Source organism: Ruegeria sp. YTSC002, from assembly GCF_059609845.1.
In genome coordinates, this window is the sequence record NZ_JBXWML010000005.1 from 65,887 (window position 1) to 80,354 (window position 14,468).

At 59.0% G+C, this 14,468-nt stretch carries 14 protein-coding genes; 6 read left to right on the plus strand and 8 right to left on the minus strand.

The annotated features are described in order from the left end of the window. Window positions 1–18: 18 nt before the first annotated feature. Window positions 19–591: a TetR/AcrR family transcriptional regulator gene (locus AC2FFD_RS11590; protein ID WP_496873127.1), complete on the minus strand. Its 573-nt coding sequence runs from the start codon at window positions 589–591 to the stop codon at window positions 19–21. Window positions 592–691: 100 nt separating this feature from the next. On the opposite strand from AC2FFD_RS11590, the gene AC2FFD_RS11595 reads away from it, so the two are divergent. After that, a complete protein-coding gene (locus AC2FFD_RS11595) occupies window positions 692–1,258 on the plus strand; it encodes a carboxymuconolactone decarboxylase family protein (protein WP_257599838.1) in 567 nt (188 codons plus the stop codon). On the opposite strand, the gene recF is transcribed toward AC2FFD_RS11595, so the two are convergent. From recF to mutM, 6 genes are all read right to left on the minus strand, one after another. Continuing rightward, the gene (recF, locus tag AC2FFD_RS11600; RefSeq protein WP_257599837.1) at window positions 1,255–2,352 is read right to left on the minus strand and encodes a DNA replication/repair protein RecF; all 1,098 of its coding nucleotides are present in this window, start codon (window positions 2,350–2,352) and stop codon (window positions 1,255–1,257) included. The two genes, AC2FFD_RS11595 and recF, sit on opposite strands and share 4 nt — an antisense overlap. 59 nt (window positions 2,353–2,411) lie before the next feature. Then, entirely contained in the window at window positions 2,412–3,533 is a 1,122-nt protein-coding gene (dnaN, locus tag AC2FFD_RS11605) for a DNA polymerase III subunit beta (protein WP_170345654.1), read from the minus strand. A gap of 224 nt (window positions 3,534–3,757) precedes the next feature. Next, entirely contained in the window at window positions 3,758–5,143 is a 1,386-nt protein-coding gene (gene dnaA, locus AC2FFD_RS11610; RefSeq protein ID WP_170345655.1) for a chromosomal replication initiator protein DnaA, read from the minus strand. A gap of 556 nt (window positions 5,144–5,699) precedes the next feature. Next, window positions 5,700–5,963 (minus strand): 30S ribosomal protein S20, encoded by a 264-nt coding sequence (gene rpsT, locus AC2FFD_RS11615; protein ID WP_170345656.1) that lies wholly within the window; start codon window positions 5,961–5,963, stop codon window positions 5,700–5,702. Window positions 5,964–6,186: 223 nt separating this feature from the next. Further along, the gene (gene acuK, locus AC2FFD_RS11620; RefSeq protein WP_117870917.1) at window positions 6,187–6,963 is read right to left on the minus strand and encodes an acryloyl-CoA hydratase; all 777 of its coding nucleotides are present in this window, start codon (window positions 6,961–6,963) and stop codon (window positions 6,187–6,189) included. Window positions 6,964–7,029: 66 nt separating this feature from the next. Next, complete coding sequence (gene mutM / locus AC2FFD_RS11625) at window positions 7,030–7,881, minus strand: bifunctional DNA-formamidopyrimidine glycosylase/DNA-(apurinic or apyrimidinic site) lyase (protein ID WP_496873128.1); 852 nt, start codon at window positions 7,879–7,881, stop codon at window positions 7,030–7,032. Window positions 7,882–7,967: 86 nt separating this feature from the next. On the opposite strand from mutM, the gene ubiE reads away from it, so the two are divergent. Further along, window positions 7,968–8,720, plus strand: a complete 753-nt coding sequence (gene ubiE / locus AC2FFD_RS11630) for a bifunctional demethylmenaquinone methyltransferase/2-methoxy-6-polyprenyl-1,4-benzoquinol methylase UbiE (protein ID WP_170345658.1) — start codon at window positions 7,968–7,970, stop codon at window positions 8,718–8,720. A 3-nt stretch (window positions 8,721–8,723) separates the two neighbouring features. Continuing rightward, window positions 8,724–10,253, plus strand: a complete 1,530-nt coding sequence (ubiB, locus tag AC2FFD_RS11635; protein WP_170345659.1) for a 2-polyprenylphenol 6-hydroxylase — start codon at window positions 8,724–8,726, stop codon at window positions 10,251–10,253. Window positions 10,254–10,348: 95 nt separating this feature from the next. Here ubiB and AC2FFD_RS11640 read toward each other — a convergent pair whose 3' ends face one another. Beyond that, window positions 10,349–11,524 carry an acetyl-CoA C-acyltransferase family protein gene (locus tag AC2FFD_RS11640; protein ID WP_170345660.1) on the minus strand — a complete coding sequence of 392 codons (1,176 nt, stop codon included), beginning with the start codon at window positions 11,522–11,524 and terminating at the stop codon, window positions 10,349–10,351. A 116-nt stretch (window positions 11,525–11,640) separates the two neighbouring features. Here AC2FFD_RS11640 and AC2FFD_RS11645 point away from each other — a divergent pair, with 116 nt between their 5' ends. From AC2FFD_RS11645 to AC2FFD_RS11655, 3 genes are all read left to right on the plus strand, one after another. After that, complete coding sequence (locus AC2FFD_RS11645) at window positions 11,641–12,204, plus strand: helix-turn-helix domain-containing protein (protein ID WP_170345661.1); 564 nt, start codon at window positions 11,641–11,643, stop codon at window positions 12,202–12,204. A gap of 110 nt (window positions 12,205–12,314) precedes the next feature. After that, a complete protein-coding gene (locus AC2FFD_RS11650) occupies window positions 12,315–13,502 on the plus strand; it encodes a glycine C-acetyltransferase (protein ID WP_496873129.1) in 1,188 nt (395 codons plus the stop codon). Further along, window positions 13,499–14,449, plus strand: coding sequence for a PLP-dependent cysteine synthase family protein (locus tag AC2FFD_RS11655; RefSeq protein WP_496873130.1), 951 nt, complete (start codon window positions 13,499–13,501; stop codon window positions 14,447–14,449). Before AC2FFD_RS11650 ends, AC2FFD_RS11655 begins: the two co-directional genes overlap by 4 nt. Window positions 14,450–14,468 lie beyond the last annotated feature (19 nt).

Consider the following 14,468-nt stretch of genomic DNA (forward strand, 5'->3'; position numbering starts at 1 on the left):
TGCGCACCCGAATCCACCTCACAACTGGTCGATGTCAGAAGCGATATCCGCCGCGATTTCCCGCGCATCGACATCCTTGCGTTCAGCCGACAACCGAAGCCCCAGAAGATCCGACTGATACCGCGCCGCCAGCCGATCCGGGTCATGTTCGGGCCGGATTTCACCGGCAGCCTGGGCGCTGCGGAACAGGTCGGCGAAACACGCTTTCATTTCCGCCATGTGACACGCGGCCTGATCCGCAAGCGCATGATCCTTCGCCTGCAACTCAGCATATGTTTTTGCCAACATGCAGGCCTTTGCCGGGTTCTCGACCGCTTCGATGACCAGACGAGGTTGCGCCTTGAGCGCTTCCTTCGGCCCCAAACTTTCGGCAAGGGCTTTCAGGCGCGCCACACCTTCTTGCGTGTAGCGTTCCAGCGTCAACGCATAGAGCGCATCTTTCGACCCGAATGCAGCATAAAAGCTGCCGGGTTTCAGCTTCAATTCCCGCTCCAGGTCTTTCAGCGACGTACCAGCCCAGCCCTGACGCCAAAAGATGTCACGGGCCTTCGCGATCAACGCGTCGCGATCATATGCGGGTTTACGGGGCATCGGCATCACCAATTCTTGAACGCTCGCTCAAATATATACTTGAGTGATCGCTCAAGAAACCCTAAATACCACCCATCGCGCCAGAAACAGGAGATCCGACATGGCCACCTTCCCGTCTCATGACCTCGAATCCGCACCCGAAGCATCCAAACCTCTGCTGGAAAAGTCCCAGGCCGCTTTTGGACGTTTGCCGGGCCTGCACAAGGTGATGGCAGAAAGCCCACAGCACCTTGAAGGCTATCAGGTTCTGCACGGCCTGTTCTTGCAGACCGATTTCGACAACGATGAGAAAACCGTCGTCTGGCAGACCATCAATGTGGAAAACGAATGCCATTATTGCGTGCCCGCGCACACCGGCATCGCAAAGATGATGAAGGTATCAGACGAAATCTCCCAGGCTCTGCGCAATGAAACTCCACTGCCTTCCGCCAAGCTCGAAGCGCTGCGCACCTTCACCCTGCAAGTGATGGAAACCCGTGGCAACCCGACCGAGGAACAGCTTCAGGCGTTCTTCGACGCGGGCTATTCGCATCGCGCGGTTCTGGACGTGGTGCTGGGTCTGGCACAGAAAACCATGTCGAACTACGTCAACCACATGGCCAAAACGCCAGTCGATGAAGCCATGCGCGGCTTCCTGTGGGAACGTAAAGTCAACGAACCGGCCTAAACCGCCACGACTGATCCCTCATCGCTTTCGGAAACGACCAGCGACTGGGCCCGGTCACCCAACTCTTCAAACAGTTCAGGCCCGGTGCCCGTCATCCAGGCCTGAGAACCCAACGCACAAATCTCGTCATAAAGTGCGGCGCGCCGACCCGCGTCCAGATGTGCGGCCACCTCATCCAGCAATACGATTGGTGGCGCCCCCACCATTGCGGCCAAAGCTCGTGCATTGGACAGGATCAATGAAACCAGCAGCGCCTTCTGCTCACCGGTGGAACAATCCTTGGCCGGAACACCCTTGGCAGCAAACACGCCATAGAGATCCGACCGATGCGGCCCGACCAAAGTCCGGCCCGCAGCCAGATCCCTGAACCGACTTTCATTCAAAGCCTCGCGCAAATCCTCAGCCGTTTCGGGCATCGCACCTTCGGTTTGCACCAATTCCAACTCGGCAGACGGAAATGCCGTTTCCGCCTGATCCTGCGCCACCCTCAGATGGTGCAACGCCGCCAATCGCGCTGCGTGGATACGATGCCCCATCTCCGCCATCTGACCCTCAAGCGCGGCATACCAATGCGCGTCACGCTTCTGCTCTTTCAGCAAACGGTTACGTTCGCGCATCGCTTTTTCGTAGGTCAGCGCGGCCTCCGCATGAGACGGATCAAAACTGAGCGCAATGCGATCAAGAAACCGGCGCCGGCCTTCGGCCGCTTCAATCCACAGGCGGTCCATGGACGGAACCAGCCAGACCACCCGCGCAAGTTTGCCCAGATCAATCTGGGTGGCTGTCTTTCCATCAATCCTTACCTGCCGCGCTGCACCGCCCTCAGACCAGGTTTCGATTTCGAAATTCTGACCCTGCGAATGCAACAGTCCCGACAGTTTCCAGCCCAACGCCTCGGGCCGCCGCGTCATCTCGGCCGCGCTTGCCCGCCGCATTCCGCGACCGGGTGAAAACAAGGATACCGCTTCCAGAATATTGGTCTTGCCCGCCCCGTTCGGCCCGTGAATCGCCACCGGCCGCCCGTCCAGAGACAACCGCGCCAGCTTGTGAGACCGAAAATGCGAGACCGTAAGCTCGGTCAGGGCCAATCCCATGACCCCTCCCTTCATCTTTTCAAAAATACTCCCGCCGGAGGCATCGCGCGTCCGCGCGATCAGACGCGCATTGGCATGACGACGTAAACCGCGCTCTGGTCATTGCCTTCGCGCATCAGGGTCGGGTCGCCAGCTGAATTGAACATGAACACCGCATTCTCTCGATCCACCTGAGACGCGATCTCCAGCAGATATTTGGCATTGAACCCGATCTCCAGACGCTCATCACCATAGGCAACGGCCAGTTCTTCCTCGGCCGCGCCACTATCTGGAGCATTCACCGACAGAACCAGCTTGTCGCCATCCAGTTGCAGCTTCACCGCACGCGAACGCTCGGAAGACACCGTTGCCACCCGGTCCACGGCCTGTGCGAACTCGGCGGCATCAACTTCCAGCTTGCGCGTATTTCCTTGCGGGATGACGCGTGTGTAGTCAGGAAAGGTGCCATCGATGACCTTCGAGGTCAGTGTGATATCCGGCGTGGCGAAACGCACCTTGGTTTCGCTGACCGAAACCGCAATATCCATTTCATCATCGTCCAGCAGCTTGCGCAGCTCGCCCACGGTTTTGCGCGGGACGATAACGCCCGGCATGCCCTCTGCACCATCCGGCAAATCGGCATCGATCCGAGCAAGCCGATGACCGTCGGTGGCCACGCAGCGCAACACCTTGCCGCCATCGGATCCGTCGGCCACATGCATGTAGACACCGTTCAGATAATACCGGGTCTCTTCTGTTGAAATCGCGAATTTCGACTTGTCGAACAACCGTCGCAGCAGGGCAGCCGAAGCCGTGAAGTTTGATTGATACTCCGACGACGCCATGACCGGAAAATCCTCTTTCGGCAGCGTCGCCAGCGAGAAATTCGACCGACCCGCCTCAACCGTCAAACGCCCTGCCGCGTTGTCGGCGGTCAGGGTGACAAGGGCACCGTCGGGCAATTTGCGCACGATCTCGTGCAAGGTGGTCGCGGCCACGGTGGTAGCGCCGGCTTTCTCGACCTGCGCCGGGGCCTTGTCGACCACCTCGATATCCAGATCGGTCGCGCGAAACAGCGCCTGATCGCCTTCCGCCTCGATCAGAACATTGGCAAGTATGGGAATGGTATTGCGGCGTTCCACTACGGATTGGGCCTGCGAAACGGCCTTGAGAAGGGTGCCGCGTTCGATGCTGATCTTCATACCCTCAATTCCTCTGACTTGCGTACCGACATGGGCGGGACTGGCACGTTAGCGGTTCCACCCTGAGGCACAAGGATTTTTTACGGTTTTCTGGGTTGGATTGCGTCCAGCGTCAAGGGCAGCGTGCCTGACAGGCACCAGTTCTGATCCGACCGTGGACTAATGCGCACAAGAAACGCCCCGGCCCGAGGAACCGGGGCGGTTTCCTGCATTACAGGCGCAGATCAGGCTTCAAGTGACCGGCGCAGCATTTCCACATCTTCAGCGATCTGACCATCGGTCAGCTTCAGCTCTTCAATGCGTTTGACGCCATGCATGACCGTCGTGTGATCTCGCCCGCCAAAACGGCGGCCGATCTCGGGCAGCGACCGGCTGGTCAACTGCTTGCACAGATACATCGCCACCTGACGCGGACGCGCGTAAGAACGCAGGCGCTTTGGGCCGATGATGTCGGAGAGGCGGATGTTGTAGTATTCAGACACCTTCCGCTGGATCTCTTCAACGGTGATCTTGCGTTCCGAGGCGCGCAACACATCCGCCAGACAATCCTGGGTCAGTTCCATGTCGATCTCGCGGCCAACCAGCGACGCGAACGCGAACAGACGGGTCAGGGCACCTTCCAGCACCCGAACATTGGTCGAGATGCGATGCGCCAGGAATTCCAGAACGCCATCGGCAATCGCCAGGTCCGGATAGGATGAACTGTATTGCTGCACCTTGTTCTGCAAAATGCCCAGACGCAGTTCATAATCGGTCGGGTGCAGGTCGACCACCAGACCACATTGCAGGCGGGATTTCACCCGATCTTCCAGATCCTTGATCTCACCCGGGGCGCGATCGGCCGAGATGATGATCTGCTTGTTCTGATCCACCAGCGCGTTGAACGTGTGGAAAAACTCTTCCTGAGTGGAATCCTTGCCGGCGATGAACTGCACGTCGTCAACCATCAAAACGTCAACCGAACGGAACAGGTGTTTGAAATCCATCATCCGACGCTCGCGCAGGGCCTGCACGAACCGGTACATGAACTGTTCCGCCGACAGGTACAGAACATTGAGTTCGGGATGTTTGGTTTTCAGCTCCCATGCAATGGCATGCATCAGGTGGGTCTTACCCAGCCCCACGCCGCCGTACAGTACCAGCGGATTGAAGGTCACCGGCCCGCCCTCGGATACCCGACGCGCAGCAGCATGGGCCAGTTCATTGGGTTTGCCGACGACAAAACTGTCAAAGGTAAAGCGGGAATCCAACGGGGCGGCCTGAAGCGATTCCAATGTATCCTGCGCCGGGTCCTCGCTCGGCGCGGCGACAGGTTCCGGCTTTGCCACCGGCGGCGTATCGACAGCTGGCTTGGGCCGGGCTGGCGAGTTTGCAGCGACGCGGAAATCCAGACGTTGCACAGTTTCACCTGCGGTGTTCAGCTCGTACAAAATGAGGTCCGCAAAATTCTGGCTGACATAATTGCCCATGAAATTGGTCGGCACCGAGAAAACCGCCACGCCATCCTGAAGCTCCTTGAATTCCAAAGGCTCGATCCAGGTCGTATAGTTGTTCCGACCGATGGCCTTCAGCAATTTGTTACGCAGTAGTCCCCATTTCTCTTGTGTCATTAAGCGCCTCACGCATCCCATTCTTATTGGCCTGTCAGCCTTATTCAGACGAAGCCGGTTTCCCGGTGTTGTATTCACACGCAATAGGTATCCTGTCGCCAAACCAAATGGCTTGGCGGGACTGTCCCGGAATGCTCGGCAAACCCCAAATCTGACGCTCAACAATAACAGAGCGCCCCGAAAACCGGGTTGCACGTCGCAATCTCAATTTTTTAGACAGGGCCGAGATCACCGGGTATAACCCGGAAACCACGACAGATCGGCAGCCTGGCTTGCGCCAGTCGTCGACAATTGTCCCCAGATCGTTCTGATGCCCGTCAGTTCAATCGGGTAAACAGCCTGTCCCCCCAAGCGAGTGAATCGCTGACATCAGTGGTAGCAATTCGAAGCGGGGCGCGGCAACGAAACTTCGATATTGACTCGGGTCTTTGGCCGAAAGAATCTCTCGGTTTCGTGAAGGCGCGGTTTTCTGGCAACACGAAAAAAGGCGTCGCAATGTGCGACGCCTTTCAGAATAGTTCAGCTTTTCTGACGTGACGCAGGGTCACCCGAAAGCTCAACCCAGCGCTTTGACACGCGCGGACAGGCGCGACATTTTGCGGGCCGCAGTGTTCTTGTGGAAGACACCTTTGGTGACGCCACGCATCAGCTCGGGCTGAGCCGCACGCAGGGCCGCGGTCGCCGCGTCCTTGTCGCCGGATGCGATCGCTTCTTCGACTTTGCGCAGATAGGTGCGGATGCGCGAACGACGTGCTTTGTTGATTGCGAAACGCTTTTCGTTCTGACGGGCGCGTTTCTTTGCCTGAGGCGAATTAGCCATGTGTCTCTGACCTTTTGTACGGTACGTTAATCTTGGGTTGCGCGCCACGGACATATCCGCACCGGATCAGAAATCACGAGTGTGAGTCGGGCCAAGCGGGCCGCACGCGCATGTATAGCGGCGCTCTTTACCCAAGTTTTGGGGAGTTGCCAAGTTGATTCTTCAAACCATGGCCAGGAAAAAAGGGCGGGCTCAAGCCCACCCGCCATAGAGATCCCGCGCGTTACTTGTCGCGGAATTGCGCCGTGCGCTTTTCCAGGAACGCAGCCATGCCTTCCTTCTGATCTTCGGTTGCGAACATCGAATGGAAGACACGACGCTCGAACAACATACCTTCGCTCAGCGGAAGCTCGTAGCTGCGGTTCACCGCTTCTTTCGCGGCCATTGCGGTCAGCTGCGATTTCTCGGCAATCTTCTGTGCTGCGCTCACGGCTTCTTCGATCAGTTTCTTGGCCGGCACCACCCGGCTCACGAGACCTGCGCGTTCAGCTTCGTCCGCATCCATGAAACGCCCCGTCAGGTTCATGTCCATCGATTTGGATTTACCCACAAACCGTGTCAGACGCTGACTTCCACCCAATCCGGCAATGACGCCCAGATTGATCTCGGGCTGGCCGAATTTCGCGGTGTCCGCCGCGATGATGAAATCGCACAGCATGGCAAGTTCACATCCACCGCCCAGCGCATAGCCTGCCACGGCCGCAATGATCGGCTTGCGAATCGCGGTCACACGATCATTCGCGTCGGCAAAAAGGTTGATGTTGTAGACGTCGACAAAACTCATCTCGGACATCTCCTTGATGTCCGCGCCGGCGGCAAAGGCCTTGTCCGATCCGGTGATCACGATGCAGCGCACTTTGTCATTGCTGTCCGCATCTTCCAGCGCGGTGCAGAGCTCACCCAGCAACTGGGTGTTCAACGCGTTCAACGCATCCGGTCGGTTGAGTTTGATAAGTGCGACGTGGTCTTCGATTTCGACGATGATCGTCTCAAAAGCCATGAGAGGAAAGCTTCCGGTTGTTCCGTTCAGGTACGATTCCTTACCACGCGAAAAACTTGGATCAAGCTATCTTTGGCATTGCGCACAATAGAAGGATGAGCGACCGGACTGGGTGATTCTCTTGATCGGCGCTCCGCACCCTTCGGTTCGGCAGGCCTCGCCCTCGCGACCGTAGACATCAAAGCTGTGCTGAAAATATCCAAGTTCTCCATCGGCTTGGCGGAAATCCCGCAGCGAGGACCCGCCGGCTTCTATGGCGTCTTGCAACACCTGCCGGATGATCGGAACAAGCGCCGCCACGCGGGGTGCCGAAATCTGTCCGGCTTTGCGACGTGGCGACACTCGGCCGCGATAAAGAGCTTCGCAAACATAGATATTGCCCAGACCGGCAACGATTCCCTGATCCAGCAAGGCGGATTTGACAGGCGTGTTCTTGCCTTTGAACGCATCGATCAGGTGTTGGTCGTGAAAATCGTTGCCCAAGGGTTCGGGCCCCAGAACCGACAGCAGCTTGTGATTTTCGGCGTTGTCCGTTTGCAACAGGTCCATCGCGCCAAACCGGCGAGGGTCGTTGAAGGTGATGCGTGCGCCATTGGCCATATGAAAGACCACATGGTCATGTTTCTGCACGGCGGGATGGTCATGGACGAACTGTCCCAACGGGTCGCCCGACACCGTCATCCGCCCCGACATACCCAGGTGGATCAACAAGGTCTCGCCGCTGCGGAGATCCGCCAGGATGTATTTCGACCGCCGCCGCAGCCGCTCTACCCGCTGCCCGGTCAGCCGTTCGGCCATACGTTCGGGGAACGGCCAGCGCAGATCGGGGCGATTCACATCAGCCCGTTCGATCACGACCCCCTCCATGGCAGGACTCAGGCCGCGTCTTACTGTCTCGACCTCAGGTAATTCGGGCATTACAGGGCTCCTAATTCAAAGGGCCGCATTGTGCCCGCCTCTCTTGGCCCTATAACAGAGGCGAAATTCGACAAACGGCAAGGCAAATGTCCGACAACAGCGACAAGACCACTCATTTCGGTTTCGAAACCGTCCCCGAGGCCGAAAAGGCCGGGCGTGTGCAGGGCGTATTCAACTCGGTTGCCTCGAAATATGACGTGATGAACGATGTCATGTCGATGGGTATCCACCGGGTCTGGAAGGACGCCATGATGGACTGGCTGGCGCCGCGCCCCGGCCAGCGGCTGCTGGACGTGGCCGGCGGAACGGGCGACATCTCGTTCAGGTTCCTCAAGCGCGCGGGCCACGGCCACGCCACGGTGCTGGACCTGACCGAGCCGATGCTGATCGAAGGGCGGCAACGCGCCGAAGCAGATCAGATGTCGGACAGCCTGAACTGGGTCGTGGGCGATGCCATGGCCCTGCCTTTCGAAGACAATACATTCGATGTCTATACGATCTCGTTCGGCATTCGGAACGTCACCCGCCCGCAAGAAGCTTTGAACGAGGCTTACCGTGTGCTGAAACCCGGCGGCCGCCTGATGGTTCTGGAATTCAGCCAACTGCCCAATGACGGGCTTCAGAAACTCTATGACCTCTACAGTTTCAACGTCATCCCGCGCATGGGGAAACTGATCGCCAATGACTATGACAGCTATCAATACCTGGTCGAATCGATCCGAAAATTCCCCGATCAGGAAACGTTCCTGAACATGGTTCGCACCGCAGGTTTCGAAAACGCCAAATACCGGAACCTGAGCATGGGTATCGCCGCGCTGCATTCCGGCTGGAAGATCTGACACATGCGTGGTCCCCATAACATCATCCGCCTGATCCGCACAGGCGCCACGCTCGAGCGCACCGGCGCAATGAACGTGGTACTGGATGCGTTCGAAGCCCCGCGCGCCGTTCGCATCCTGGCCCACGCATTGGGCAAACCCTTTCAATGGCTTGGCTACAAGGGCGACCCCGGGATGCCACCCGCCACGCGCGCCCTGACGGCGCTTGGCCCCGCCTATATAAAATTCGGTCAAGTGCTTTCGACCCGCCCGGACGTCGTTGGAAATGAACTGGCCGAGCAACTGCGCGTTCTGCAAGACAAGCTACCGCCTTTCTCCAAAGCCGACGCGATGGCCGAAGTCGAGAAAGAACTGGGTCAGCCGATCTCGGACATGTTCAGCGAATTCAGCGAGCCGATTGCCGCTGCATCTATTGCGCAGGTTCACAAGGCCAAGTTGACCAGCACGGGTGAGGATGTCGCGGTCAAAGTCCTGCGCCCGGGGATCGAACGCGCGTTCCGCAAAGATGTCGATGCGTTCTATTTCGCCGCCCGCATGGTGCAACTCTGCGCGCCTGGCGCGCGCCGTCTGCGCCCGATGGAAGTGATCGAGCATTTCGACGGTGTCGTACGCGGCGAACTGGATCTGCGTCTGGAAAGCGCGGCGGCCTCAGAATATGCCGCCAACACCAAGGACGACGCCGGCTTCTGGCTGCCCCCCGTTGTATGGTCACTGTCCGCGCGCCGCGTCATGACGCTCAGCTGGGCGGACGGGATCGCACTGGGTGACAATGATGCTCTGGATGCCGCAGGTCACAACCGCAATGATCTGGCCGAACGTGTCCTGCGCCTGTTCCTTCTCCATGCCCTGCGCGACGGCTTTTTCCACGCCGACATGCACCAGGGCAACCTGAAGGTGGCCGCGAACGGAGACATCATAGCCTATGATTACGGCATCATGGGGCATATCGATGAATACACACGCCGGGTCTATGCCGAAATCCTGTTTGGCTTCATCCGCCGCGACTACAAACGCGTGGCCGAGGTGCATTTCGAAGCCGGCTATGTTCCCGCCAATCAGGACGTGGACGAGTTCGCCCGCGCTCTGCGGGCCGTGGGCGAGCCGATCTTCGGCATGGATGCCACGCATATTTCCATGGGGCGGTTGCTGAGCTATCTGTTCGAAGTGACCGAACGGTTCGGGATGGAAACACGAACCGAGCTGATCCTGCTGCAACGCACCATGGTTGTCGTCGAAGGCGTCGCGCGCTCACTCGACCCACATATGAACATCTGGGAGGTCGCCCGCCCCGTGGTCGAAGACTACATCAAACAATCCATCGGCCCCCGGGCGGCCCTGCGGGATTTGGGAAAAACCGCGATGGTTCTGGCCCGCTTCGGCCCGCGTCTGCCGGCCCTGGTCGAAAACGCACTGATCGCACAAACCCAGAAAGACGAACCGCAGACGTCCACCCTGTGGTCCATTGTTCTGCCTGCCACGTTCGGAGCCGCAGCAGGTGCAGCGCTGGTCTTGCTGATCAGCGCGCTCAACTAAAACCAACCTACCTGCTTCATCTGGCCAAAAATATCCTCGGGGGGAATCGCGCCTTGCGCGATGGGGGGCAGACAGCCCCCCGCACCACTTGCGGATCAGAGCCGTTCGATGGCGATGGCAATCCCCTGACCGCCCCCGATGCACATGGTGATCAGCCCTTTGGACCCACCGGTGCGTTCCAGCTCGTACAGCGCTTTCAGCGTGATGATCGCACCAGTGGCCCCCACCGGATGCCCCAACGCAATCGCACCGCCGTTGGGGTTCACCTTGCTTGCGTCCAATCCAAGCTCCTGATTTACGGCCAGAGCCTGCGCGGCGAAGGCTTCATTGCTTTCGATCACGTCGAAATCTTCTGCTGACAAGCCCGTCTTCTTCAAGAGGTTTTGCACTGCCGGAACAGGGCCAATGCCCATGACTTCCGGCCGCACGCCCGCATGCGCATACCCAATGACACGCGCCTTCGGCTTCAACCCAGCCTTTTCGGCCGCATCCGCTGTCGCCAACACCATCGCCGCCGCCCCGTCATTGATGCCCGAGGCATTGCCGGCCGTCACACGCCCGTCCTTTTTGAACACCGGGCGCAGACCGGCCAACGCTTCGGCGGTCGTCGCCTTTGGATGCTCGTCGACTTTGAAATCGACCATGTCCCGCTTGACCTTGACCTGTACCGGAGTGATCTGGCTATCGAAGTACCCAGCCTCGATCGCCGCAGCCGCACGTGTCTGGCTGTCCAATGCGAACGCATCCATCTGTTCACGGCTGATCTGATGCTCATCCGCCACGTTTTCGGCCGTCACCCCCATATGTCCTGTGCCGAAGGGGCAGTTCAACGCACCCAGCATCATGTCTAGAGAGGTGACGTCGCCCATCTTCGCGCCCCAGCGCGCCTGCGGAACGATGTAGGGGCTTCGTGACATGCTCTCTGCTCCGCCCGCAACGGCAAAGTCAGCATCGCCCAGCATCAGGGACTGCACGGCTGACACGATCGCCTGCGCGCCGGATCCGCACAGACGGTTCACGTTCATGGCCGGTGTGCCGTTGGGAATGCCCGCCTGCATCGCGGCAACACGCGACAGATACATGTCACGCGGTTCAGTGTTGATCACATGACCGAACACCACATGCCCGATCTGCGCCCCCTCAACCCCCGAGCGCTCAAGCGCCGCTTCCGTCGCGACAGTGGCCAGATCAATCGGCGCGGTTGAAGCCAGCGCACCACCAAAGGTGCCAATTGCGGTGCGGGCACCGTCGAGAATAACGATATCGCTCATGAGCTACTCCTCCTGAATTTCGCTGCATTATGCATGCGCAGAATGGCACTGTCGCCCCAGACGTCCCGTCACGGCGGGAATTGACATTGCGTTGCGCAGCCCCCATGGATTCCGTCATGACGGAAGACACAGACGATATCCTGAACCTCCTGCCCGCCCGCTTGAAAGAGGCGCGACGGGCCAAGGGTCTGTCCCTGGAAGCGGTCGCCAATCTCAGCGGCGTGTCCCGGTCCATGGTCAGTCAGATCGAACGCGGAGAAAGCAGCCCGACGATCTCGACCCTGTGGAACCTGACACGCGCGTTGCAGGTGGATTTCGCCGGTCTCTTGGAGGGCGCAAAGGCCACGGACCAGATCGAGGTTCTGCGAAGCTCCGAGGTCCCAAGCATCGACAATATGGGGCAGAACTGCCGAATTCGCATCCTGTCACCGCCTGAAGAGGCCGGGGGTCATGAAGTCTATGATATCGAATTCGACGAGGACGGGGCCCTGAACAGCCAACCCCATGCCCGCGGTGCCCGTGAACAGCTCACCGTGCTGGAAGGCGCGGTCAAGGTCACTTCAGGCAATGCGGTGACCGAGTTGAACCAGGGGGACACGGCCCGATATGCCGCCGACATTGCGCATTCCATCTGTGCCAAAGGACCGGCCCGGGTATTCCTGATCGTAAAAAACGCCTGACACCCGCGAAATTCCACCTTCACGGATATTTTTCCTTCATATTGAATTTCCCCTATTTGGGAATTTCATCCGCTATGTTAGATGTGCGACTCAGTTGAACGGAGGTCGCCATGGCAGATGCATTCCTGTCCCATATCACGGACATACTTGCGCAGATCGAATCTGAGGGTCTTTACAAACGCGAACGAATGATCACCTCGCCTCAGGGCGGTGAGATTACTGTCGGCGGCAAGCAGGTGATCAACCTCTGTGCCAACAACTATCTGGGTCTGGCGGATCATCCCGCGCTGATCGAGGCCGCAACACAAGCTATGGGCCCCAAGGGATTCGGCATGGCGTCGGTTCGGTTCATCTGCGGCACGCAAGACATTCACCGCGAACTGGAACAACGTCTTGCCAGTTTCCTGAACAAGGACGACTCCATCCTTTTTGCCGCCTGTTTCGACGCCAATGGCGGGCTGTTTGAACCTCTGCTGGGTCCGGAAGACGCGATCATTTCGGACAGCCTGAACCACGCCTCGATCATCGACGGCGTGCGGCTGTGCAAGGCCAAACGCTATCGCTATCTGAACAACGACATGAACGATCTCGAAGCCTGGCTGAAACAGGCGCGTGAGGACGGGGCGCGGCACATCATGATCGCCACCGATGGCGTGTTCTCGATGGACGGCTATCTGGCCAACCTGCCGAAAATCCGGGAACTGGCCGATAAATACGATGCGATTGTCATGGTGGACGATTGCCACGCGACCGGCTTCATGGGGCCGAACGGGGCCGGCACACCGGATCATTTCGGCGTCGATGTGGATATTCTGACGGGAACCTTGGGCAAGGCACTTGGGGGGGCAATCGGCGGCTATATCGCCGGGCCGCAGCCAGTGATCGACCTGCTGCGGCAGCGGGCGCGGCCCTATCTGTTCTCAAACTCGCTGCCGCCCTCCATCGTCGCTGCCGGATTGGAGGCGATCCGTCTGGTCGAAGAAGGCGACATGCTGCGCGCGCAACTGTTCGGAAACGCCAAGTACTGGCGCGCTGGCTTGGAAAAGCTCGGTTTTGACCTGCTGCCCGGGGAACACCCGATCATCCCGGTGATGCTGGGTGAGGCGACGCTGGCACAAGACATGGCCTCACGACTGTTCGACGAAGGCGTCTATGTTTCGGGCTTCTTCTTCCCGGTCGTCCCACGCGGGCAAGCGCGGATCAGAACGCAGATGAACGCGGCTCTGACCAGGGATGAACTGGACCGCGCCCTGTCCGCATTTGGCAAGGTCGGCAAAGAACTGGGGGTCATCGAATGATCCTTCCATCGGTCATCGATGTGATCGGCGACACCCCCATGGTTGAACTGTCGCGCATGTGTGCCCAGCAGAAGCTGAACGGGCGTATCATCGCCAAGCTTGACTACTTGCTGCCGGGGTTTTCGAAAAAGGACCGCGCGGCAAAGTCCATCATCGAAACGGCGCGCGCAGACGGTTCTCTGTCACCTGGGCAAACGGTGGTCGAGCTGACCTCGGGCAATATGGGAACCGGGCTGGCTATCGTTTGCGGTATTCTGGGCCATCCTTTCGTGGCAGTCATGAGCGCCGGGAACTCGGTCGAACGTGCACGTATGATGCGGGCCCTGGGGGCCGAAGTTGTCATCGTGCCCCAGGCCCCGGGCAGCAAACCCGGCGAAGTCTCGGGCGCCGATCTTGAACTGGTCGATGTCGAGGCGAAACGCATCACAGCCGAACGTAACGCATATCGTGCCGATCAATTTGGTCATTCGGGAAATCCCAAGGCCCACGAAACCGGGACCGGGCCCGAGATCTGGGCGCAATCCGAAGGCACCGTTACGGCATTCTGCGATTTTGCAGGATCCGGTGGAACACTGGCTGGCGCGGCAGAGTATCTGAACCGACACGGCGTACGGTGTTATGCCATAGAACCCGAAGGCGCACGCGCATTGGCCGGTGAACCGGTTTCGATCCCGGATCACCCCATTCAGGGCGGTGGTTACGCCATGGGTGATCTGGTGCATCTGAAGGGCGCCCAATTGGCCGGACACCTTGCTGTTTCGGGAAAGGCCGCGCGGGATTGTGCCCGGCTTCTGGCCCGCACCGAGGGGATATTCGCCGGTTATTCGGCAGGCGCGAACCTTGCCGCGGCAATTGAACTGCTTCGCGGTCCCGAGGAAGGCGGATGCGTCGCAATCATCATGTGTGACAGCGGCCTGAAATACCTGTCGACCGATTTGTGGGAGTAAGTCCATGCGACCCAACACG

Bases quoted from the DNA above. Each gene is read 5' to 3' on its own strand.
- AC2FFD_RS11590 (WP_496873127.1), bottom strand. From the start codon at position 591: ATGCCCCGTAAACCCGCATATGATCGCGACGCGTTGATCGCGAAGGCC.
- AC2FFD_RS11595 (WP_257599838.1), top strand. From the start codon at position 692: ATGGCCACCTTCCCGTCTCATGACCTCGAATCCGCACCCGAAGCATCC.
- recF (WP_257599837.1), bottom strand. From the start codon at position 2,352: ATGGGATTGGCCCTGACCGAGCTTACGGTCTCGCATTTTCGGTCTCAC.
- dnaN (WP_170345654.1), bottom strand. From the start codon at position 3,533: ATGAAGATCAGCATCGAACGCGGCACCCTTCTCAAGGCCGTTTCGCAG.
- dnaA (WP_170345655.1), bottom strand. From the start codon at position 5,143: ATGACACAAGAGAAATGGGGACTACTGCGTAACAAATTGCTGAAGGCC.
- rpsT (WP_170345656.1), bottom strand. From the start codon at position 5,963: ATGGCTAATTCGCCTCAGGCAAAGAAACGCGCCCGTCAGAACGAAAAG.
- acuK (WP_117870917.1), bottom strand. From the start codon at position 6,963: ATGGCTTTTGAGACGATCATCGTCGAAATCGAAGACCACGTCGCACTT.
- mutM (WP_496873128.1), bottom strand. From the start codon at position 7,881: ATGCCCGAATTACCTGAGGTCGAGACAGTAAGACGCGGCCTGAGTCCT.
- ubiE (WP_170345658.1), top strand. From the start codon at position 7,968: ATGTCCGACAACAGCGACAAGACCACTCATTTCGGTTTCGAAACCGTC.
- ubiB (WP_170345659.1), top strand. From the start codon at position 8,724: ATGCGTGGTCCCCATAACATCATCCGCCTGATCCGCACAGGCGCCACG.
- AC2FFD_RS11640 (WP_170345660.1), bottom strand. From the start codon at position 11,524: ATGAGCGATATCGTTATTCTCGACGGTGCCCGCACCGCAATTGGCACC.
- AC2FFD_RS11645 (WP_170345661.1), top strand. From the start codon at position 11,641: ATGACGGAAGACACAGACGATATCCTGAACCTCCTGCCCGCCCGCTTG.
- AC2FFD_RS11650 (WP_496873129.1), top strand. From the start codon at position 12,315: ATGGCAGATGCATTCCTGTCCCATATCACGGACATACTTGCGCAGATC.
- AC2FFD_RS11655 (WP_496873130.1), top strand. From the start codon at position 13,499: ATGATCCTTCCATCGGTCATCGATGTGATCGGCGACACCCCCATGGTT.